At 70.1% G+C, this 22,462-nt stretch carries 13 protein-coding genes; 2 read left to right on the top strand and 11 right to left on the bottom strand.

Going from position 1 to position 22,462, the window contains the following annotated elements:
• Positions 1 to 344: 344 nt before the first annotated feature.
• From kduD to HNQ61_RS27170, 6 genes are all read right to left on the bottom strand, one after another.
• Positions 345 to 1,106 carry a 2-dehydro-3-deoxy-D-gluconate 5-dehydrogenase KduD gene (gene kduD, locus HNQ61_RS27195; protein WP_170038914.1) on the bottom strand — a complete coding sequence of 254 codons (762 nt, stop codon included), beginning with the start codon at positions 1,104 to 1,106 and terminating at the stop codon, positions 345 to 347.
• A 34-nt stretch (positions 1,107 to 1,140) separates the two neighbouring features.
• Positions 1,141 to 1,482: a cupin domain-containing protein gene (locus tag HNQ61_RS27190; RefSeq protein ID WP_170038916.1), complete on the bottom strand. Its 342-nt coding sequence runs from the start codon at positions 1,480 to 1,482 to the stop codon at positions 1,141 to 1,143.
• Positions 1,483 to 2,364: 882 nt separating this feature from the next.
• Complete coding sequence (locus tag HNQ61_RS27185) at positions 2,365 to 3,585, bottom strand: ROK family protein (protein WP_170038918.1); 1,221 nt, start codon at positions 3,583 to 3,585, stop codon at positions 2,365 to 2,367.
• A gap of 33 nt (positions 3,586 to 3,618) precedes the next feature.
• Positions 3,619 to 5,502, bottom strand: a complete 1,884-nt coding sequence (locus tag HNQ61_RS27180) for a hypothetical protein (RefSeq protein ID WP_183685863.1) — start codon at positions 5,500 to 5,502, stop codon at positions 3,619 to 3,621.
• Positions 5,503 to 6,173: 671 nt separating this feature from the next.
• Positions 6,174 to 8,036: a hypothetical protein gene (locus tag HNQ61_RS27175; RefSeq protein ID WP_170038922.1), complete on the bottom strand. Its 1,863-nt coding sequence runs from the start codon at positions 8,034 to 8,036 to the stop codon at positions 6,174 to 6,176.
• Positions 8,037 to 8,594: 558 nt separating this feature from the next.
• Entirely contained in the window at positions 8,595 to 9,476 is an 882-nt protein-coding gene (locus HNQ61_RS27170) for a glycoside hydrolase family 16 protein (protein ID WP_205762080.1), read from the bottom strand.
• A 159-nt stretch (positions 9,477 to 9,635) separates the two neighbouring features.
• On the opposite strand from HNQ61_RS27170, the gene HNQ61_RS27165 reads away from it, so the two are divergent.
• On the top strand, positions 9,636 to 11,537 hold the full coding sequence (locus HNQ61_RS27165) for a glycoside hydrolase family 3 protein (protein WP_170038924.1): 1,902 nt from the start codon (positions 9,636 to 9,638) through the stop codon (positions 11,535 to 11,537).
• A gap of 850 nt (positions 11,538 to 12,387) precedes the next feature.
• Here the strand turns inward: HNQ61_RS27165 and HNQ61_RS27160 are convergent.
• Positions 12,388 to 13,836, bottom strand: a complete 1,449-nt coding sequence (locus HNQ61_RS27160) for a glycoside hydrolase family 30 protein (protein ID WP_170040451.1) — start codon at positions 13,834 to 13,836, stop codon at positions 12,388 to 12,390.
• Positions 13,837 to 13,841: 5 nt separating this feature from the next.
• Positions 13,842 to 15,134: a sugar MFS transporter gene (locus tag HNQ61_RS27155; RefSeq protein WP_420816141.1), complete on the bottom strand. Its 1,293-nt coding sequence runs from the start codon at positions 15,132 to 15,134 to the stop codon at positions 13,842 to 13,844.
• Positions 15,135 to 15,432: 298 nt separating this feature from the next.
• Here HNQ61_RS27155 and HNQ61_RS28390 point away from each other — a divergent pair, with 298 nt between their 5' ends.
• Entirely contained in the window at positions 15,433 to 15,708 is a 276-nt protein-coding gene (locus HNQ61_RS28390; protein WP_183685860.1) for a hypothetical protein, read from the top strand.
• Here HNQ61_RS28390 and glk read toward each other — a convergent pair.
• The 3 genes from glk to HNQ61_RS27140 all read right to left on the bottom strand — a co-directional run bounded on the left by glk (position 15,684) and on the right by HNQ61_RS27140 (position 21,434).
• The gene (gene glk, locus HNQ61_RS27150) at positions 15,684 to 16,730 is read right to left on the bottom strand and encodes a glucokinase (RefSeq protein ID WP_205762086.1); all 1,047 of its coding nucleotides are present in this window, start codon (positions 16,728 to 16,730) and stop codon (positions 15,684 to 15,686) included. The two genes, HNQ61_RS28390 and glk, sit on opposite strands and share 25 nt — an antisense overlap.
• A 142-nt stretch (positions 16,731 to 16,872) precedes the next feature.
• Positions 16,873 to 18,369: a RagB/SusD family nutrient uptake outer membrane protein gene (locus HNQ61_RS27145; RefSeq protein WP_170038926.1), complete on the bottom strand. Its 1,497-nt coding sequence runs from the start codon at positions 18,367 to 18,369 to the stop codon at positions 16,873 to 16,875.
• A 26-nt stretch (positions 18,370 to 18,395) separates the two neighbouring features.
• The gene (locus HNQ61_RS27140) at positions 18,396 to 21,434 is read right to left on the bottom strand and encodes a SusC/RagA family TonB-linked outer membrane protein (protein ID WP_170038928.1); all 3,039 of its coding nucleotides are present in this window, start codon (positions 21,432 to 21,434) and stop codon (positions 18,396 to 18,398) included.
• Positions 21,435 to 22,462 lie beyond the last annotated feature (1,028 nt).

Here is a 22,462-nt window from a genome sequence, read left to right as displayed (position 1 = left end):
GTCGACAACGACGATGTCGTATTAATTCCTTCTGCCCTTTGGAGACGCTGGGAAGATCTCCTCAGCTTCGCCGCGTAAAGTGCTAAAGTCTAGTTCATTCGCTCAACCCGATCCGCTCACGCGCCAATCTCCGCCTCCCGCACCGGATCCTCCGCCCGCTCCACCCGCCCAACCCGCTCACCGGAACGGCCTCCGCCATACGCACCGGACCCGCCGCCGCCCCCAACCCTCCCCCAGTCTTTTTTGGGGGAGGGTGGGCGAGTAGTACGAGCCCGGGTGGGGGCCGCCCGCGAACTCCGCCCGTCGCGCCGAATCCATCAACCGATCGCTCCGCTGGATGGCGCTCAGCGCGCCATCCATCCCCCATCCACCACCAGCACGTGCCCGTTCACGTAGTCGCTGGCGGGCGAGGCGAGAAAGACGGCGGCGCCGGCCAGGTCCTCCGGCTCGCCCCAGCGCCCGGCGGGAATGCGGCCCAGGATGGCTTCCGTGCGCACGGGGTCCGCGCGCAGCGGGGCGGTGTTGGCCGTCGCCATGTACCCCGGCGCCAGCGCGTTCACGTTCACGCCGCGGCCGGCCCATTCGTTCGCCAGCGCCTTGGTGAGCCCCGCGACGGCGTGCTTGCTGGCCGTGTACGAGGGCACCAGGATGCCGCCCTGGAACGCCAGCAGCGAGGCCACGTTGATGATCTTGCCCCGCCCGCGCTCCACCATCCCGCGCCCGAAGCGCCGGCTCAGCAGGAACGGCGCGTCCAGGTTGATGGCCATCACCGCGTCCCACGCCTCGTCCGGAAACTCCACGGCCGGGTGGCGGCGGATGGTGCCCGCGTTGTTGACGAGGATGTCGATCTGCCCCGCCGCGCTCTCCGCCTCGTCCGCCATGGCGTGCAGTGCGTCGCGGTCAGACAGGTCCGCGGTGAGCGCCCACGCCTGCGATCCCGCGTCGCGGATGGCGGCGGCGGTGGTGTGCACGCCTTCCGCGTCGCGGTCCACGCACACCACGTCCGCCCCCGCCGCGGCCAGGCCGATCGCCATTCCACGCCCCAGCCCCGCCCCGGCGCCGGTCACCACGGCCCGGCGCCCGTCCAGCCTGAACATGCCGCTCATCCGCACTCCGTCCCGTTTGCGAGAAAGGATGCCGCTACGACTGCGGCGAAAGGAAATCCGCGCGCGCGGGGGTAAAGACGTCCACCAGCACGCCGGCCTCCAGCGCCATGACGCCGTGCACCACGTCCGGCGGCACGATGAAGCCATCGCCCGCGCCCAGTACACGCACCTCGCCGCCGATCGCGACCTCGAACCGGCCGCTTTCCACCAGCGTGGCCTGGCGGTGCGGGTGCTGGTGCGCGGTGCCGATGGCGCCCTGGATGAACTGCACGCGCACCATCATCAGTTCCCCGTCGTGGCCCAGGATCTGGCGCCGTACGCCGTCGCCGAGTTCCTGCCACTCCCGCTCGCTTCCCTGCACGAATACTTCTGTCATCCTGATGCCTGACGATCCGTTCTGGTGATGGTGCGCGGCGTAGCGCCCCGCCCTGCCGCGCGCGGTTCCGAGGTCTCGAAATCGCATTTGTTTCATCTTCCAGCAAAATGGGGATTCTGTCCCGTTTCGCAAGAGTCACGATCGAACAGCGCGAACTTTCCCCGGTGCAACAGCGCACGGCACGTGGGGATGGGTGACGGATGGGCTTCGGACGACTCCGCGCGGCCGCGGGCAGCCCTCACCCCCCGGCCCCCTCTCCCGCAAGCGGGAGAGGGGGAGACCTCAGCGCGTCGGCGGGTTCGGCGCGGGCCGGATGGTTCGGCGCGTCGCCGGGCTGTGAGGCCGCTCCCGGCCCCTCCCCGCTCCCCTCCCGGCCGAAGCAGAAGCGCGGAGAGGGGAGACGCAACTCAGCTCGTTCCGGAGGGTGCCGCGCGTTCGGAGAGGCCCCCTCTCCCCGGCCCTCTCCCCCGCTCCGCGGAGAAAGGGAGACCCCAGCGCCGGGCCAACCGCGGCGCGGGTCGGCGGCTTCCGCCCGGCGGTTGAAACCGCGCCTCGAAAAACGCGAAGTCCGCCTCCGCGGACTGCGGATGGCGACCTCGACGCGCATGACCATGCAGTTGAAGCCCCGAACGGGGCGCGAATAGCGCCGTGTCGGGGGTTCCCGCTGTCCGAGCGGCGGATTCATTCGCTCAACAGAACCGGCTCACGCCCGGAACTCACCGACCCGCACCGAACCATCCGCCCCAACAACCCTCCCCCAGTCTTTTTTGGGGGAGGGTGGGCGAGTAGTACGAGCCCGGGTGGGGGCCGCCCTGGACTCCGCCCGTCGCGCCAACCTCACCCACCAGGCTCTGCTGTTGTCTTCTGCAGGCGGATCGTGGCCTACGCCACGCGCGGAGCCGCAAAGAACGGCGCCGCCACCAGCGCCGCGGCCCCGCGCAGCCGCGGAAACTCGTTCATCGGCTCGGGGATGATGGGCGTGCGCGCGGCCTGGGGCGTCAGCGCCCGCTCCTCCACCATCTCCCGCACGGTCCCCTCGATCAGGTCCCACGCGCCGATGATTTCGCCGCCGATCACGATGCGCGCCGGGTTCGCCACGGTAATGATCCCCGCCAGCCCCACGCCCAGGTAGTAGCCCGTCTCACGCACCGCACTCAGCGCCTGCGCCTCGCCCGCGCGCGCCAGGTCCACCACCTGCTGTACGGTCAGCCCCGGGTGCCCCGACAGGTTGCGCGCCGTCTCCGGCGAAAACTCGCGGCCCAGGTAGCGCGCCAGCGTGGCCAGGTTGGAGGTGTACGTTTCCCAGCATCCGCGCGCGCCGCACAGGCAGCGCGGGCCGTTCAGGTCCACCGGCAGATGGCCGAACTCGCCGGCGGTGTTCCCCGAGCCGCGCATCACCTCGCCGTTGGCCACCACGCCCACGCCCACGCCGTCGCTCACCATCACGTACACGAGGTCGCCCACGCTGTCGCCGCCCCGCCGCCCCAGCCACATGTGCCCCAGCGCGCACGCCACCGAGGCGTTTTCGATGACGACCGGCAGCCCCGTCGCCTCCTCCAGCGAGCCGCGGATCTCCACGTCCTTCCATCCCAGCTGCGGCGCGTTCAGCACCCGCCCCGTGGCCTGGTCCACCATCCCGGGGATGACCAGCCCGATCCCCTCGATCTCCCCGGCCTCGTCGTACTGCGCGCGCATGCGGCGGATGCGCACGCCCAGTTCCTTCACCAGGTCCGGCGGGGAAAAGAGCGTTTCGAACGATTCGAGCGCGGTGCGCTGTCCGGCGAAGTCGCTCACCATCACGTACGTGCGGCTGAACCGGATGTCGATGCCCAGCACCAGCCGGTCGCGCGTCCGCACGAACAGCATCTTGGGACGCCGCCCGCGCGTGGTGCTGGTCGTTTCCCCCTCCACCACGGAGCCGTCGCTCACGAGTTCGCTGACCAGCGCGGTCATGGTTCCGCGGTTCAGGTCCATCCGCCGCGCCAGGTCGGCGCGGGAAATGGGCTGGTGCTCGCGGATCAGGTTCAGCGCGATCTGCAGGTTGATGCGCCGCGACGTGGTGCGCGTGGCGCGCTCAAAATCGCGTACGTCGATCTTTCTCACGTGGCTCCGGTTGGGTCCCGTCCGCGGCGGCCGTCAGTCGCGCCCGCCGTCCTGCACCGCGATGGCGTACTCCAGCTCGCCGCTGGCGGGAATGGTGAGCACCGCCACCTGCTTGGCGCCCGTCATCCGCTCCGTGCGGCGCAGCTCCCCCGCCACCGCCGCCGGCCACGTCACCGTAATCCGCGTTCCCGCGCGGGTGATGGCCAGCCGCCCCGCGCCCTGCTCCACCACGTCCGTCGGCAGAACCAGCAGCGGGATGTATTCGATGAACGGCTCCACGTGGCGGACCCGCACCCGGATGGCGCCGTCCGTGAACTCCACGTTCTTCGTGCCGAACGCGCCCAGCGCGTACTGCACCGACAGCGGCCCGGCGGGCAGGTCGCGCGTCCCCGGCGTGACCGTCACGGCGCTCCCGTTCACCCGGAACTCGGGCACGAATCCGCGCGCTTCATACACCGCCGCGCCCGATGCGGAGCGGGTGCCCCACGCGGCGTCCGCCGTCCCCGTCTGCGACTGCAGGATGGCGCCGGCGCGCGGCGTCCACATCAACCCCAGCCCGTAGCGCTGCTGCTCGCGCCACGCCTCGCCCGCGTTGAACGCCGCGTAGTAGGCGGGCACGCGCACGAACGTGTACGACACCGGCTTGCGCGAGTCCACACGCTGGTGCGTAAAGCGGGTTCGGGCAAGATAGGGCAGTCTGGCCCGCGCCGCCCGCTGCTGCGCGTCTGTGGGCACCCACTGCAGGTTGGGGCGATGCAGAAACGCGTACGGCGAAAACGCGCTGAACGTCCCCGTTGCCAGCGAATCCACCGCCGGCCAGCCGTCCGCCAGCGCGGCCCGCTGCTGCGCGCGCGTCGCCACCTGCGACTCGCGCGTGGGGCCGGTGACGCGCGCCATCTCCACCCGCTCCGCCGGCGAGAACACTCCGCCCGTCTCCCCCTGCCCCGCCCGCGTGATGAACACGGACTGCTGCCGCGTCTCGATCGCCCGGTTCAGCACGAAGCCCGATCCGTCCGGCTCCAGCGCGGCGTTGTACGCAAACCACTCGTACCAGCGCGCCGTCTCGTCCGCCAACTGGTCGCCCATGGGCGTGCCGCGGGCATAGCTCCACGCCATCTGCACGTTGCTGTGGTGCGTGCCCAGGTTGTAGCTCCAGTCCGCGCCATCCGCCTCGTAGAAGTACCCCGCCGGGCTCTGGTGGTCGGTGGATGCGCGGCGGAACTGCGTTTCCAGCAGCGTGCGCATCTCCGGGTCGGGATGCAGCGCCAGGTACGCCAGCGCGCCGGGCCACACGTTTCCGTACTGGTTGCTGAAGAAGCGGCCGGATTCGTAGAAGTCCGGGCTCTGCAGCACGGCCATGATGGCGCGGCGGTCCGCCTCCGTCGCGCGGCGCACCACGGCGCTGTCGATGGGCGGGCCGTTGTGCAGCAGGCGCAGCGTTTCGCCCATGAACTTGGTGGCGAAGGCGGTGGCGGCCAGGTTCCACTGCTGCGGCCCATACTCGCTGAATCGCCCCGCCGGGCTCTGGCTGCGCGACCAGAAGTCCAGCGCCGCCTCCAGCCGCGCGCGTACGGCGGGGTCGCCGCGGTACGGGTTCCACGGCCGGTCCGTCGTGTAGAAGTACGCCAGCGACAGCGCGTTTTCCATGATGCGCGCGTTGTACGGGCGATTGTCCTTCTCGTTGCGCCACACGGAGATGTCGATGAAGCCGCGGTCCGGGCCCTCCATCCGCACGCTGTTGGCGAAGCGGGCAAAGTGCTGCAGGTAGTACGGCAGCGTCAGTTCGTCATCCGCGAATTGCGACAGCGGATGGGCACTCCAGTCCACCGGCGCCACGGGCGGGGCGGTCTGCGCGGCCGCGGGTGCGGCGGCCAACAGCGCCAGGAACCCCAGGGAAAGGCTGCGGAGTGGTTTCATGGTCACGTGACGTCAGGGGTGATGCGGGTACGAAAGAACAGCGGGTACGGCGGATTGCGGGATGTTCGGATCACCATGGGAGATGGGTGACAACCACGGATCCGCCCTTTCACGCGGGCGGATCACGCTGGATCGACTGGATGAAAGTCCTTCGCTTCGACCATCATTGTTCGTTCGATCGATGGCCGAAACCGCGCGCCCGTGGGCCGATATCCCCCGCGTCGCGCCCCTCGCTCGCCCTCAAACTCTTACCGATCGCGATCAGGTGGATCAGCTTGACGCGGCCTCCTGCACCCTCCGGCTGCTTCCCACCGGGCGGACACCTCCTCACCCGCGCCGCGGCAGACGGAAGAAAACGCATCGTGCCTCCCGATGCAGTTGAAGCCCCGATCGTGGACGCGACAGCGGCCGCGAGTCGGGGGTTCCCGCTGTCCGAGCGGCGGATTCATCCGCTCCAGATACTCGCGGCCACGCCGGCACTTCGCCCCACGCACCGCACCGACCGCCTCCCCCAACCCTCCCCCAGTCTTTTTTGGGGGAGGGTGGGCCGGTGGTGCCGGCCCGGGTGGGGGCCGCCGTAGAACCTCGCCACATCGCTCCGCGATGGAGTCACGTCGTCGTACAGACAACAGAAACTCAGCGCCGGCGCCAGTTCCGGAGCGGAGCGCAACTCACCGCCACGTCATCCGCCAGCGCACCTCCGCGCTGCCCCCCAGCGTCGGGTTCGCGCGATTCCACCGCACATGCGAGCGTAGCGGCCCGTTCGGCCCGCCCAGCGCCTGCGGCCCGCTCAGTGCCTCCACCACCGGCTCGCCCGCGCCCCACGCCTCGATGGATGCCACCGGCCCCGCCGCGAACTCCACCCGCCCGCCGCGCGCCGTACCTCCACTCGAGGCCGTCACGAACTCCATCTCCAGCGCGCGCGCCGTCACCGGCCGCGCCGCGCGGAACACGTCGCGCCGCTCCATGCTGCCGGGCGCGAACACGAACGTCGTGTTCACCGACATCGACGAATCCGCCCGCGGCGCCGCGTCTCCCACGCGCGCCAGCGCGTCCTGGCTCACGCGCAGGTACAGCGTATCCCCGCGCTCCTCCGTCCGGATTGCGCGCATGTACACCACCGGCATCCGCGCCCCGCCATCCGCCAGCGTCCACCGCGGCACCAGGTGCGGCAGCTGCGTGTTCGGCGGCGTCTCCAGCGAGCCCACGGCCGCCGGCGCGGGCAGGTACGGCGTGGACGCGTAGTAGCCGCGCGCGCCCGAAATCAGCGGCAGCGCAATCACCCGCCCGCCGTTCCGCGCAATCAGCAGCGCGCGCTCGTACTCGCCCGTGCTGAAGCGGAACAGGCGGTAGCGCGGCAGCCCCGCCAGAAACCTGTCCAGCGCCGCCGCCGAGGGCGCGCCGGTGAATCCCGCCGCCTCCCAATCCTCCTCCGCCTCCACGATCTGCATCGCGGTGCTGAGGTTTTCGCCCAGAATGCGGCCCTTGTTGCGGTACTCGTCCGTGCGGCGCCCGTGATCCCACATGTTCACGCTGCGCATCGCCGGGTCGATCCAGAAATCCGCGTACTTCTGCACCATCCGCGTGTTGTACGCGTACGCCGCCGCGCTCTCCTCGGGCGTCAGCACGCCCAGCCGCGCCGCGATCGACAGCACCTGCACCGTCGCCAGATCGCCGTACAGCCCGATGCTGCGGCCGTACGGAAAGCCGTCCCCGCGCGGGTTCGCCAGCTGCAGCGCGATCTCGCTGCTGCGCCGCAGCATGTCGCGGATCATGGGCGGCACCGGCGTTTCCGTCGCCGTGAGCAGAATCGCCAGTTCCGACGGGATGAGGACGGTGTAGCGGTCGAAGCGCCCGTCGCCCGGCGTCTCATCCATGTAGCCCTCCGCCGAATACTCGCGGACGTGCGTCAGCAGCTTCGCCAGAATGCGCTCGCTGTCGCCGGGCCGGTCCCACCCCAGCAGCTCGCGGTACCGCGCGATCCCGAAGGCCACGCCGTAGTAGTTGGTGGGCAGGTTGATGAGGTGCAGGTCCGTGGGATCCACGAATCCGCGCCAGTCCAGCTGCGTGCGCAGGCGGTTGAGAATGCTGTCCGGCGCCACGTCGTCCAGCAGGCCGGCGCGCTCCAGCCGATGGAGCCCCTTGATGGCGTACAGGTGGTTCCACGTCGCGTAGCCCGGCTGGCGAGACACGAAATCCACGATGCCGCGCATCATCTCCACCCGCCGCGCGAACTCCGGCGTGCCGCGCGGCGTGCGCTCCAGCACGTACGCCATGCTGCTGATCACCTTGCCGCCGACGAAGTGGTCGCTCTCCGAAAAGGCGGGCACGCCGTCGATGGCCAGCGCCCCGCGCTCCGCGGCGATCCGCTCGAAGTAGTGCTCCAGGTGGGGAACCACGCGGTCGTCGATGATGCCCTGCATCGTCCGCTCGGCGGGCGGCGGCGCGGCGGCGCGCCCGGCGGAGGCGCATCCGGCCGCCGCGCACAGCGCGCACAGGCCCAGCATCACGAACGCGACCTCGATCCGGCGCATCGCAGCCCTCAGAGACAGGGGTTCCGCAACCCCGGCCGCCGGGAAAGAGGGCGGCCGGGTCTTTTGCTGCATCTTCAAACAAAACCTACAGCGACGGTCACGGCCGTGCAACACCGCATCACGACGCGAGGGATCAGCGCGCGATCCTGGCGAGGAAATCCGCGGGATAAGCGGGCATTTGCGCCGCCGCGGGCAGCCCTCACCCCCCGGCCCCCTCTCCCGCAAGCGGGAGAGGGGGAGACCTCAGCGCGGGCGCAGATGACGGTGTGGGTCGGCCGCTCTCGCCCGGCGGTTGAAACCGCGCCTCGAAAAACACGATGTCCGCCTCCGCGGACGGGCATTGTCGCGCCTCAATGCAGTTGAAGCCCCGAACGGCGCCTGTGGGCGTCGTGTCGGGGGTTCCCGCTGTTTGAGCGGCGGATTCATTCGCTCAACAGACTTCGCGCAGGACGATACTGCGCCTCCCGCGCCCCAACTTTCCGCCGCCCCCAACCTCCCCCAGTCTTTTTTGGGGGAGGTGGGCGAGTAGTACGAGCCCGGTGGGGGCCGCCCTGAAGATCACCGCGTGACGCGCACCCAATCCACCAGCATCCGCGCCTCATCCGCCTTCACCATGCGCACCGCCGGCTCCGACAGCCCGAAGTACGGCTCCTTCACACCGTTCACCGCCGCCGGGTATCCGCCGCCCAGCGCAAAGTTCAGGATCAGGAACTTGGGATTGTCGAACGCCCATCGCCCGTAGCGCTCCACCTCCGCGCGGTTGACGGAGTACACCACCTGCCCATCCACCAGGAACACGATGGACGCCGTCCCCCAGATCACCGTATACACGTGCCATCCCGTGGCGTCCTGCCCCGCGGGAAAGGGCGACCGCTTGGCCAGCGGCGTGTCGCCCGAGTACCCGGGCCCGTGCAGCGCCTGGCTCGTCCACCCGGCGTCGCCCACGTTCTCCATCACGTCGATCTCGCCCGTGGCCGGCCAGTCGCCCGCGCCCAGCAGCCAGAACGCCGGCCACAGCCCCGCCCCCGCCGGAAGCCGGATGCGCGCCGACGCCGTTCCGTGCGTGAACTGAAAGTGGTCGCGCGTAATCAGCCGCCCGCTGATGAAGTCGAACCGGTTTCCCTCGCCCGTCACGAACCCCGGCCGCCAGCGCGGGTGAATGACCAGCGCCGCGCCGTCCCCCGCGCCCTCCGCCTGGGCGCCGCGCGCCACGTACAGCGTGGACGCGCTGTCCACGTACGCCTGCTGCTCGTTGTTCACCGAGCCGCCCCACACCTCCACCGTCCACCGCGAGCGGTCCGGCGCGGCCCCGGCGAACTCGTCCTCGAACAGCACCTGCGGCGCGGGCGGCGGGGCCGGTACGCCGCTTCCGCCGTCCGTGCGGGTGCACCCCGCCATCACCGCCAGTGCGAGTGCGGCGGCCGTGTGCCGTGTGATCATGTGCGGTTTTCCGGTGAGGGGATCGCGTCCCGCGGCGGGGGCGCAACAAGGCTCTTGCGGGAAGGGGCAACAGCGCTGTATCTGTTCTGCAATTCATTTGTCAGGGATTCTGCCAAATTCAGCGGAGCCCCGCAATCCCCTCCCCGAACACCTGTCACGATGAACGCACGGCTCTCCTCACCGCCCCGGGCGGCGCTCATGCTGTCTGTGGCGCTAGCCGGCATCGCGGCCGCCTCGTGTACTCCCGGCAGCCAGATCGGCTCCACGGCCCAGAACGCCGGCCCGGCCCGCGCGGGCGGCGCCGGCGCGTTCGCGCCGTACGACGCGCAGGCCCGCCGCCTGCTGGCGCAGATGACGCTGGCGGAAAAGATCGGCCAGATGACGCAGGCCGACCACGAATTCATCAAGGATCCCGCGGACGTGCAGCGGTACTTCCTGGGATCCGTGCTCAGCGGCGGCAGCTCCGATCCGGCGTCCGGCAACAACCCGCGCGACTGGGAGGGGATGTACACCAACTACCAGCGCATCGCGGTGGGCACGCGCCTCAAGATCCCGCTGCTGTACGGGGTAGACGCGGTGCACGGCCACAACAACGTGCTGGGCGCCGTCGTCTTTCCGCACAACATCGGGCTGGGCGCCACGCGCAATCCGCAGCTGGTGCAGCGCATCGGGCAGATCACCGCCGACGAGGTGCGCGCCACCGGCCCCAACTGGGCGTTCGCGCCGTGCATCTGCGTGCCGCGCGACGAGCGCTGGGGCCGCACGTACGAAGGCTTTTCCGAAGATCCTCAGCTCGTCTCCACGCTGGGCGAGGCGGCCGTGCGCGGCCTGCAGGGGCGCAGCCTGAACGATCCGCTCACGGTTCTGGCCAGCTCCAAGCACTTCGCCGGCGACGGCGCCACCAGCATGGGCACCGGCGGGCCGGACAAGCGCTTCCTGGACCAGGGCGACGCGCGGATGGACGAGGCCACCCTGCGCCGCATCCACATCTTCCCCTACAAGGCGGCGGTGGACGCGGGCGTGGGCAGCATCATGCCCTCGTACAACAGCTGGAACGGGGTCAAGGTCTCCGGCATCCGCTACCTGCTCACCGACGTGCTCAAGGGCGAGCTGGGCTTTGGCGGCTTCCTGATCAGCGACTACCGCGCGGTGGACCAGATCGACCCGGACTACAAGACGGCGATTGAAAAGTCCATCAACGCCGGGATGGACATGGTGATGGTGCCGGACCGCTACCCGGAGTTCATCCGCCTGCTCACCGAGCTGGTGAATGAGAACCGGGTGCCCATGTCGCGCATCGACGACGCGGTCGTTCGCATCCTTCGCGTCAAGATCGCGATGGGGCTGATGGACCCCAGCTGGACGCCGCAGCCGGACGCGGCGGCGCGCTCGCGCTTTGGATCGGCCGAGCACCGGGCGGTGGCGCGGCAGGCGGTGCGCGAGTCGATGGTGCTGCTCAAGAACGATCGCGGCGCGCTGCCCATCCGCTCCGGCCTGCGCCGCATTCACGTGGCCGGCCGCAGCGCCGACAACCTGGGCTTCCAGACCGGCGGCTGGACGGTGGACTGGCAGGGCAAGAGCGGCGAGGTGATGCCGGGCGGAACGACGGTGCTGGCGGCCATCCGCAAGGCGGCGGGAAGCGGCACGCAGGTGACGTTCGCGCAGAACGGCACCGGCGCGGCGGGCGCGGACCTGGGCGTGGTGGTGATCGGCGAGCCGCCCTACGCCGAGGGCCAGGGCGACCGCGCGGACCTGTCGCTGGACCCGGCGGACGCGGCTTCGGTGGCGGCGATGAAGGCGGCGGGGATTCCGGTGGTGGTGGTGCTGATTTCCGGGCGCCCGATGATCCTGGGCCCGGTGCTGGAGCAGGCGGACGCGCTGGTGGCCGCGTGGCTGCCGGGCACGGAGGGTGACGGCGTGGCGGACGTGCTGTTCGGCGCGTACAAGCCCACGGGCAAGCTGTCGTACAGCTGGCCGGCATCCATGGCGCAGATCCCCATCAACGTGGGCGACGCGGACTACCGTCCGCTCTTCCCGTTCGGCTTCGGGCTGACGTACTGACGCCCGTCCACGCAGTCTGAGGCCCGTTTCCGGGCCTCATCAACGGCCGGCTTCCCGAACGGGGAGCCGGCCGTTTTCGTTCGGTTGGCGGGCTCCACGGCGGCCCCCACCCGGGCCGGCACCACCGGCCCACCCTCCCCCAAAAAAGACTGGGGGAGGGTTGGGGAGGGCGGATGGTTCGGTGCGTGGAGCGGAGACCGGCATGTGCGCGAAGTCTGTTGAGCGAATGAATCCGCCGCTCAAACAGCGCTAACCCCCGACACCGGCCGCTGGCGCGTCCGATTCGGGGCTTCAACTGCGTCGGGGAACACCACCACGGCACACCGCGCCGCGAGCCGAACCCGCCCCCGCGCTGAACGGCTCCCCCTCTCCCGCGGAGCGGGTGGAGGGGGTTGGGGGGAGGGGGCCCCATCCGGCCGCGCCACGCCATCCGGAACGCGATGAGTTGCCGTTCTCCCCTCTCCGTGCGGCAGTTTGCACGGGGAGGGGCCGGGGGAGGGGCCCGCGAGGCCGGGGACGCTCACCGAACCCCGTCGCCCACAGACCGTCGTTGCCGTGTGCTCCCTCTCCCACATCCGTTCGTGGGAGAGGGTCGTCGTGCGCAGCAAGCGGGGTGAGGGCCCCCGCCCGCGGCCGCGCCACCCTCCGTTCCCGGCCCGATACTCATCCACTGCATCCAGGCTGATCGCCATCCAAGGAAATCGGGGCTGATCATCATCATCTCATCATCTACAGCTCCACCACGCAAACCAGCCCCGCGACGATGCTCGTCGCGGGGCTGTCTGTTGTCCCTGGATCGCTGCGGATCGCGGACCTGCCCGCCCGCGATCCGCCCTTCACCCGCCGCGGATCAGCGCCAGGTGAACGTGGCCACGGACTGCGCGGGCAGCGTGTGCGTAAACATCCGCCCGCCCTGCCGCACGCCGTAGGTGCGCTCCTGCGTGGTCGTGTTCACCACCAGCAGCGCCTTGCGGCCGTCGGGGTTCACGAACGCGGCGCTCTCCATTCCGCTCAGCCCGCTCCCCGACTCCACCCGCACCGCGCCCGGCCGCACGAAGCGGCTGGCGTGCGCCAGGGCGAAGTACTCCTCGTTGCGCACGTACCCGCCGCTCACCGGGTCGATCGTGACCACGCCCCGGCAGTTGCCGCAGCCGCCCAGGTGCGGCCCGCCCTGCGGGTCCAGCGCCAGGTTCCAGAACGCCACGCCGCGCGCCCAGTTGCGCGTCGTCCCCACGATCAGCGTGCGGCTAAAGTAGACCAGGTTCTCGCCGAAGTTGGTGGCCCACTGCCCGCCCGAGCACTCCGTAAAGAACACGTCCTTGTCGGGATGCGCGTTGCGCACGGTGCTCTGCGCGCTCACGTCGCCGCCGTAGCAGTGCCACGCCACGCCGTCGATGTAGCCGCGCGCCGTGGCGTCGCTCAGCGTGCCCAGCGGCGAGTTGGGCTCGTCCCAGTTGTGGTCCCAGTCCCAGATCAGCGTGTTCAATCCCTCGCGCTGCAGCGCCGGCCCCAGGTGCCCGCCGATGAATGCCGCGCGCTCCGGCGGGTCCATCCGCATCCCGGGATAGTTGTCCGGCTCGAAGTGCGGCTCGTTCTGAATCGTAAGCGCCTGCACCGTCACGCCTTCCGCCTGGTACGCCTTGAGGAAGCGGATGAAGTAGTTGGCGTGCGCGGGATACGCTTCCGGACGCAGGTGGCCCTTGATCATGCTGCGCGTCGTCTTCATCCACGCGGGGGCGCTCCACGGCGAGGCCACCAGCATCATCTGCGGGTTGATGGCGCGCGACTGCTGAATCACCGGCAGCATGGCCTCGCGGTCACGCTGAATGCTGAAGTGCGTCATCGAGGGATCGTCCGCGCCGCCCGGTGCGTCGTCGTACGACCAGTGCTCGCGCGAAAAGTCCGACGAGCCCATCGTCATCCGCATGAAGCTCAGCCCCAGGCCGCTGGTGGGGCTGAACAGGTCGTTCAGCAGCCCCTGCCGCTGGTCGGCCCGCATCTTCGTCTGGATCAGCCACGTGGACGCATCGGTGAACGCCGCGCCGAAGCCCACCATGGTCTGGTACGTCCGCGACGTATCCACGTTGATCACCAGCTCGGGCGCGGCCGCCGTGGTGAAGCGCACGCCCGCGCTGTCCAGGAACTTCGTGCGGTTCCCCGTGGTTACGAACGCCCGCACCTGCGCAGTGGTGGTGTCCACCGGCACCGGCGGAACGGTGGGCGTGGTGCCCCCGCCGCCGTTGCCGCCGCACGCCGCCAGCGCCACCAGCGCCGCAACTCCCAGCCGGCCCGTCGTCATCCCGCTCACGCGGCCCTCCCCTTCACGCGCGATCCGCGGAATCCGTAGAACACGATGTACAGGTAGCAGAGCGCGGGAAGCAGGAAAGCCGCCTGCAGCCCGGACGAGTCCGCCATGGCGCCGAACGCCACGGGGATCAGCGCGCCGCCCACGATGGCCATCACCAGCAGAGACGAACCCTCGCCGGTCAGCGGGCCCAGACTGTCGATGGCCAGGGCAAAGATGGTGGGGAACATGATGGAGTTGCACAGGCCCACCGCCAGAATCGCCCAGAACGCCACCTGTCCGCTGCTCACCGCGGCCAGCGCGGTCAAGGCGGCGGCGCCCACGGCAAACCCGCCCAGCAGCATGCCGGGGCGAAAGCGCCGCAGCAGCGCCGAGCCCACGAAGCGGCCGATCATGGCGCCGCCCCAGTAGAACGACACGTAGCCCGCGGCCGTCTTTTCGTCCATCCCCGCGATTTCCGGCAGGGCAAAGAAGTTCACCAGGAAGCTGCCGATGGACACCTCGGCGCCCACGTACACGAAGATCGCCGCCACACCCAGCGCCAGGTGGCTGCGGTGCCACGCGCGCCCGGTGGGCATGTGGTCGCTCACCACCTCGCCGCCCGCCTCACGCTCGATCTCCGAGATGCGCGGCAGCTTGAACGCCGCCATCAGCCCGGCGACGATGAACAGCGCGATGGCAATGCCCAGATACGGCACCTGCACGGCGCGCGCGTCCGCCAGCGCGGCGGCTTCCTTGGACTGCCCCGGCACGGTGGCGCCCAGGATCAGCGCGCCGCCCACCAGCGGCGCCACGGTGGTGCCCAGAGAGTTGAACGCCTGCGTCAGCGTAAGCCGGCTGCTGGCGGTGGCCGGGTCACCCAGCACCGTCACGTACGGGTTTGCCGCCACCTGCAGCACCGTAATTCCGCTCGCCAGAACGAACAGCGCAAGCAGGAACAGCGGATACGACTGCACGTTCGCGGCGGGAAGAAACAGAAGCGCGCCCACGCCGGCCGTCACCAGCCCGGCCACGATGCCGCGCTTGTAGCCCAGCCGCCGGATCAGCCAGCCGGAAGGCAGCGCGACCAGAAAGTACGCGCCAAAGAAGGTGAACTGCACCAACGCCGCCTGCACGTAGTCCAGATCAAACACCCCTTTCAGGTGCGGGATCAGGATGTCGTTGAGGCAGGTGAGAAAGCCCCAGATGAAGAACAGGCCGGTGACCGCCGCAAAGGCGGTGCGGTAGTCGGTCGTGCCGGACACGGTGCCCGCGCGGGCGGCGGGCCTGGGCGCGGCCGTACTGGTAGGGATGGACAACGGGCCTCCGGGATCGGGGTTCAAGCCACCGGTAAAGAGTTGTGGGGCGCGGTCCCCCTGCCCCGCCCCGCCACCGGTGAGGCAGGGAGGGCAGACGCGGGAACCGTCCGTTCAGGGCAGGCGCGCGTTCGTCCGGTGCTTCACCGGCCGTGGAGCGCCGCGGCACGAGCCCGCCGGCGTCTCCTTCACGCGCCTCCCTCCGTCGTGTTGCAGATCGGGACGATCCGGTTGATCGAGACGCCGGGCCGATCAGTGGACTCAGCCGATTCGGTCGATCGAGGCGATTCGGTCGATGGAGAAGCGCCCGTCGATCGAGGACGATCCGGTCGCCTCCAGTCGATCAGGCCGATGGATCGAATCCAGTCGATCAACCGCCTCCATCGATCAACCCCGTCAGGCCAAGCCCGATCAGCCGATGCCGATCAGCGCTTCCTTGGATCGACCGGATGCAGCGCATCGCCCGCCGCGGACAACGGTCGTCCGGGCGGCGGAGATGCGGGGGTGGATGGAATGCGGCGAACCGCGGGTCATCCACCCGCACGATCACACGCGCGCGGCGGCGGCGTAGCGCGCGGCGCCCAGCAGCGCGGCCCGCGGCTCCAGAATCAGGTGCACGGGAAAGCGCGCCGCCACGTCCGACATCACGCCCTTGCGCAGATAGCCCTCGCGGAACGCGCGGCCCCGCAGCACCGGCCGCAGCTTGGGCGGAATGCCGCCGCCCACGAACACGCCGCCCGTGGCCAGCGTGCGCAGCGCCAGGTTGCCCGCCTCCGCGCCCAGGATGGCGGCAAAGAGCGAAAGCGTGCGCCGGCTTACCGGGCACGCGCCGCGCAGCCCCGCGTCGGCGATCACCGGCGTGGGGTCGTCGGCCGCGGCCAGCGCCGCGGTGAGCCACGCGGGCTCGGCGATGCCAGTGCGCGCGCGCAGGTAGTGGTACAGGTTGGGAATGCCGTGGCCGGAGCAGACGCGCTCGTAGCTCACGTGCTCGTACTGGCGCTGCAGCCAGGTCAGCAGCCCGCGCTGCGTGGCGCCGCGCGGCGCAAAGTCGGTGTGCCCGCCCTCGCTGGGGAGCGCGGCCTCGCGCCCGTCGCCGTCGCTGAGCAGCGCGCCCTCGCCCAGCCCGGTGCCCACCGCGATCACCGCGCGCGTGCCGGAGGGCTCCGGCGCGCCCGGGTGCAGCGTGCACAGCTGGTCCGGGCGCAGCGACGACAGCGCGTACGCCGTGGCCTGCAGATCGTTGATCAGCCGCACCGGCCCCGTGCCCAGCGACGCGGCCAGCCGTTCCTCATCCAGCACCCAGGGCAGGTTGGTAATGCTCGCCCGCCCGTCGATCACGGGGCCCGCCACGCTCAGGCACACACCGTCCACCGGGGTGGAGACGCGGCCCAGAAAGGCGCGCATCACGTCATCCGGCGCGGCGTGGTCGCGGCTGGCAAAGGTCATTTCCGCCAGCACCTCGCCCCCGCCGTTCACCAGGGCCAGCATCGTCTTGGTGCCGCCCACGTCGCCGGCCAGCAGCAGCGGCCCGGGAGCCGGCCCGGGCGACGCGACCCGCTCCACGCCCGCCGCTTCCCGCAGTTGCACGCTCATTCAATCCAGCGATTCAGAGTGTCTGGTACGTCCGGGGCGGCCCGGTGCACGGGCCGCCCCGCCGGTCTTTGGAAATCATCCGTTCACGCTCGCGAAAGGCGGGGCGCCCACGGGCGCCCCGCCTTTTTCCGCCCAGCGCCGCTTACCAGCCCGGGTTCTGCACCAGGTTGGGGTTGCGGTCCAGCTCGCCCGCGGGAAGCGGAAAGAGCTTGCCCCGCAGCGGGTGTGCCGGCGCGCCGATCTCCACCAGCTTGGCGGCGATGGCCTGCTCCAGCGTGCCGTAGCGCGCCAGGTCGAACCAGCGCTGCCCCTCCAGGATGAACTCGCGGCGGCGCTCGGCGCGGATGGCGTCGCGCAGCCCGCCCTGGCCCAGCCCGCTCACCGGGGCGATGCCGGCGCGCACCCGCACCATGTTCAGCGCCGCCTCGGCCGACATCCCGCTGGCCGCCCCGCCCTCGTTCACCGCCTCGGCGTACATCAGCAGCACGTCGGCGTAGCGCAGGATGATCCAGTTGTTGTCGTTGGCGCCCCAGCCGCGCTGCGTGCGGTTGCGGGTGTCGCCCTCGTCCAGGTACTTGTTGATGCCGTTCTGCGACGGGAGGGAGAAGGTGATCACCCGCCCCGTGCGGTCCGTGTACGGCGACGTGATGAACGTGTTGCCCAGGCCGCGCTGGTCGCTGGCCGCAAAGAGCGACGTCACCGAACCCGGCAGGTACATGAGCCCGTACGCGTCGCCGCCCGGATACGTGGCGGGAAGCGCGAACAGCGTCACCACGCTCCCGGCGCCCGGGTCCAGCGTGCCGTCGTAGTTGAGCTCGAAGATGTTCTCGGTGTTGCTGGGCTGGAACTCGTTGCCGATGGCGAACACGTCCTTCCACCTGGCCAGCAGCCCGTAGCGGCCGCTGTTGATGACCTGCGCGGCGCGCTGCGCCGCCGGCCCGTACTCGTGCTGCTGCAGGTGCACCTTGGCCAGCAGCGCCAGCGCCGCGCCCGAGGTGGCGCGTCCCGCGTCGGCGCCCTCGTGGCGGGCCGGAAGCGTGCCCGCGGCTTCCGTAAGGTCCGCCTCGATCAGCATGTACACCGAGTCCGCCGGCGAGCGCGACGGCGTCACGTCGTCCAGCGAGGTCACCTCGTGCACCAGCAGCGGCACGTCGCCGTAGAAGCGCACCAGGTCAAAGTAGGCCAGCGCGCGAAGGAAGCGGGCCTCGCTCAGCAGCCGCGCCTTGAGCGGGGCTTCCATGGTGATGCCCGGCACCCGGTCCAGCACCGCGTTGGCGCGGTTGATGATCTTGTACCCGTTCCCCCACACGTCCCCCATGGGGAACTCCGTGGCGTCGAACGTCCACTTGCTCATCCGCTGGCCGTCGGAGCCGAAGTTGGGGCTCGCGTCGATGTCGTCCGTGGCCACGTCCGACATGTACCAGTAGGCCAGCTGGTGCATCCACTTCTGCTGCTCGTACACCCCGTTCACCGCCGCCACTGCGTCCGACGACGTCTTGTAGAAGTTGTCGGGGGCGAGCATGTCTTCCGGTTCCGGATCCAGAAAGCTGTCGCAGGAGGCCGTGGCCGCCAGGGCGGGAATCATTCCCGCCAGGGCGAGCCGGCGCAGGGCGCTCCGCCAGAAAGGCTGCTTGGTCATGGTCTTGTGCCTGGCTCCGTCGGAGGTCAGTAGGTGGCGGAAAAGCCGATGGTCAGCTGGCGGGGCTGCGGATACGATCCGAAGTCGAAGCCCTGGGCCAGGTTGCTGCCGGCGTACTCCGTGATTTCCGGGTCGAAGCCCGAGTAGTCGGTGACGGTGAAGAAGTTCTGCGCGCTCACGTAGACCTGCAGGTGGTCCACGTTGCCCAGCCCGCCGCGGCGCAGCACCGAGTACGGCAGCGTGTAGCCCAGGCGGATGTTCTTGCCGCGGACGTACGAGCCGTCCTCGATGAACAGGTCCGAGGGCCGGCTGTCGAAGGTGTTGCCGATGCGCGGCGTGGGAATGCCCTCGCCGCCTTCCAGCACGTCCTTGAGCTGGTTGGCGTTGCCGGCGGCGCTGGTGAGCAGGGCGCGGTTGATGTTGTAGATCTCGTTGCCCACCGACCACTGGATGAAGACGCTCAGGTCCAGCGGGCCGTAGGTGAGGCGGTTGTTGAAGCCGCCGATGTAGTCCGGCTGCGCGTTGCCCAGCAGTTCGCGGTCGGAGTTGTTCACCTGCCCGTCGCCGTTCAGGTCGGCGTACACCGGCTGGCCGTTCTCCATCCCCGCGTAGCGGAACCCGAAGAACGAGTTGGTGGGCTCGCCCACGCGCAGAATGGTGGGGTTCTGGTTGGCGCCCGAGCCCACGCCCACCGGGGCCAGGATCTCGTTCTCCACGCCCAGCCGCGCCACCTTGTTGCGGTTGAACGACAGGTTCAGCGAGCTTTCCCAGCCCAGCGGGCCGGTCAGGTTCACCGTGCGCAGGCCCAGCTCAAAGCCGTGGTTGCGCACTTCGCCCACGTTCTGCAGCGAGGTGCCGAAGCCCGACGTCGCCGGAATGGGCACGTACAGCAGCAGGTCGTGCGTGCGCTTGTCGTAGTAGTCCGCCGTCACCGACACGCGGTTGTCCAGGAAGCCCGCGTCGATGCCCGCGTTCAGCTGGTCGGTGGTTTCCCACTTCAGGTCCGGGTTGGCCAGCGTGCTGGGCACGAAGCCGATGCCGCGGCTGCCGCCGAAGGCGTACACGGTGGAGCCCAGGGTGGCCAGCGAGGCGTAGTTGCCGATGTCCTGGTTGCCGGTGCGGCCGTAGCTCACCCGCAGCTTCAGGTCGTCAAACAGCCCCAGGTTGCGGATGAAGTCTTCCTGCGAGGCGCGCCAGGCCAGCGCGGCCGACGGGAAGAAGGCGTACTGGTTCCCCTCGCCGAACTTGCTGGAGCCGTCCACGCGGCCGGTGAGCGTCACAAGGTAGCGGTCCGACAGGTTCAGGTTGGCGCGGGAGAAGTACGAGAGCAGCGACGAGTGTGGGGCACCCGTCCACACGCCCACGAACGTTCCGGCGGTGTTCAGCCCGTTCTCGGCCAGCGCGTCGGTGGAAAAGTTCTGCCCGGTGCCCGACACCCACTCGGCGTTGATGCGCTGCAGCGACATGCCGCCCAGCAGGTCAAGCTCGTGCGCGCCCAGGGCGGTGTTGTAGCGCAGCGTGTTCTCGTTCTGCCAGCTGGTGGTCTGCGCCTGCCCGCGGCTGCCGTAGCCGTTGTTGTTGACGCCCGGGTAGGTGTTGCTGGGCGAAAAGAAGTTCTGCGTGGAGTTCAGGTAGTCCAGCCCCAGCGTGGTGCGGAACACCAGCCCCGGCACCAGGTCCAGCTCGCCGAACACGTTGCCGATGGCGCGGTTCTGCTTTTCTTCGTTGGTGATGAGCAGCGCCGAGGCCACCGGGTTGGCGAACATGCGGCCCGACAGCGCGTTGGTGCCGGTGAAGAACTCGCCGGTTTCCGTGTACGGGGCCAGCGTGGGGGGCGCCATGATGGCGTTCAGCACCACCGACGGCACTTCCTGCCCGGCGCCGCCGTTGGGGAGCACGTTGCCCACCGAGCGGCTGAAGGTCAGGCGGTTGCCGATGCGCAGCCGGGAGCTGATGCGCTGGTCCAGGTTCAGGCGGAAGGTGCCGCGGTCCATGTTGGTGCCGATGACCACGCCGTCGTTCTGCAGCAGGCTGCCGCTGATGTGGTACTGCGTGGCCTCGCTGCCGCCGGAGAACGCCAGTTCCACGTTGCGCACGGGGGCGCGGCGAAAGATTTCGTCCTGCCAGTCGGTGCCCGCGCCCAGCGCCGAAATCTCGGCGTCGGTGTAGCGGCGGGGCTGTCCGGCGTTCACGGCCGCCGTGTTCACCAGCCCGGCGAACTCCCGCGCGTTCAGCACCGGCAGCGTGCGCCGCACTTCCGACATCCCGTAGTAGGAGCCGAAGGTGACGGTGTTGGCGCCGGCCCGGCCGCGCTTGGTGGTGATGAGAATGACGCCGTTGGCGCCGCGCGCGCCGTAGATGCTGGTGGCCGAGGCGTCCTTGAGCACTTCCACCGACTCGATGTCGTCGGGGTTCATGGCCGCCAGCGGGTTCAGGCCGCGCATGGCCTGGCTCATCAGCGTTCCCGTGGTGGACTCGCCCAGGTTGTTGCTCACGGGCACGCCGTCAATCACGTACAGCGGGTCGTTGCCGGCGCTGATGGAGTTGCCGCCGCGGATGCGCACCGACGAAACCGCGCCGGGCTGTCCGCTTCCCGTCACCACCTGCACGCCGGCCACGCGGCCCTGCAGCCCCTGCTCCAGCGTGGTCACGGGCGCCGCCTCAAGCTCCTCGGCCGTGACCGAGGCCACGGCGCCGGTCACGTTGCGGCGCGACTGCGTTCCGTATCCCACCGCCACCACTTCGTCCAGCAGCAGCGCCTGCGCGCTCAGGCGGAAGTCCGCCGTGGTGGTGCCTCCGGCCGTGGTGGTCACCGTCTGCTGGCTGGGCGCGTGGCCCAGCAGGGAGGCGCGCAGCGTGTGGCTGCCGGGCACCGTGGTCAGGCGGTACCGTCCGTCCGCCGTGGTGACGGCGCCGGTGGGAGTGCCCACCACTTCCACGCGGGCGCCGGCCAGCGGCTCACCCTCGGAGCTGGTGACCCGGCCGGTAACCTGGCTCGTCCCCTGGGCAAACACGCCAGTGGGGAGCAGGACCGCGACCAGGGTCAGGATCTTGGCCCATCGCATTGCAGAACCTCCGAGAGCAGGGTGTGGTGTGACTGCGGGAAAAAAACGCCGGCCGGCCGTTGTGGCGGGCTGGGTGGAAAGCCAGGGGTGAGTACGAGACACCCTCCGGAGTAACGGCAATGCGGGGTCGTGGAACTGTGCTTCCGGCAGGGCTCGGGGGCGGGCGGCGGGGCCGCCGGGTCACGCGGGCCATATTGGAAGAACTTCTTACAAATTCGACGTGCGTAACAATTGTGCTTCGGGAATTCATTTGTCAATACCTCTGACAAATGCCGTGCGGCCCCGGCGGTGCCCCGTGGATGGGGCCGGCGGGGCCGTGCGCCTGCAAGTCGTTTGGGGAGATAAGTTTCAAAGGTGATAAGATGAATCTGGACGACGGGTGCCGGCCTCATCATCCCGGCCGATCAGGGGAGGTGGATCAGTGGACTGGGTCGGAGAGGTGGATCGGGGGATGGCGGGATGGAGGACGCGGACGCGACGGGCGGGCCTACGGGCGGCCCCCACCCGGGCCGGCACCACCGGCCCACCCTCCCCCAAAAAAGACTGGGGGAGGGTTGGGCGTGGCGGATGGCCCGGTCGGTGACACGAAGAGTGCCGCGGCGAGCGGATGCGGGGGACGCGATAGCGTAGATGGAGGCGGTGCGCGGACCCGCGGAGCCCGTTGAGCGGATGAATCCGCCGCTCGAACAGCGCAAAGCCCCGACTCGCGGCCGCTGTCGCGTCCACGATCGGGGCTTCAAATGCATGCGGAGAACATCCAGCGGGGGTGGCGCCGCGAGCCGAAGTCCTGCCCGCGCCGAACGGCTCCCCCTCTCCCGCGGAGCGGGTGGAGGGGGCTGGGGGGAGGGGGCCCTCTCCGGCGGCACATCATCGTCCGAGAACGAACTGAGTTGCCGTTCTCCCCTCTCCGTGCGGCAGTTTGCACGGGGAGGGGCCGGGGGTGGGGCCTGCGAGGCCGGGGGACGCTCACCGAAGCCCGCCGCCCGCACCACCCTCATCGACCACCCACCATCCATCCACCCCTCCCC

Source organism: Longimicrobium terrae (assembly GCF_014202995.1).
Lineage (GTDB): Bacteria > Gemmatimonadota > Gemmatimonadetes > Longimicrobiales > Longimicrobiaceae > Longimicrobium > Longimicrobium terrae.
This window is presented reverse-complemented; position numbering and strand designations above follow the sequence as displayed.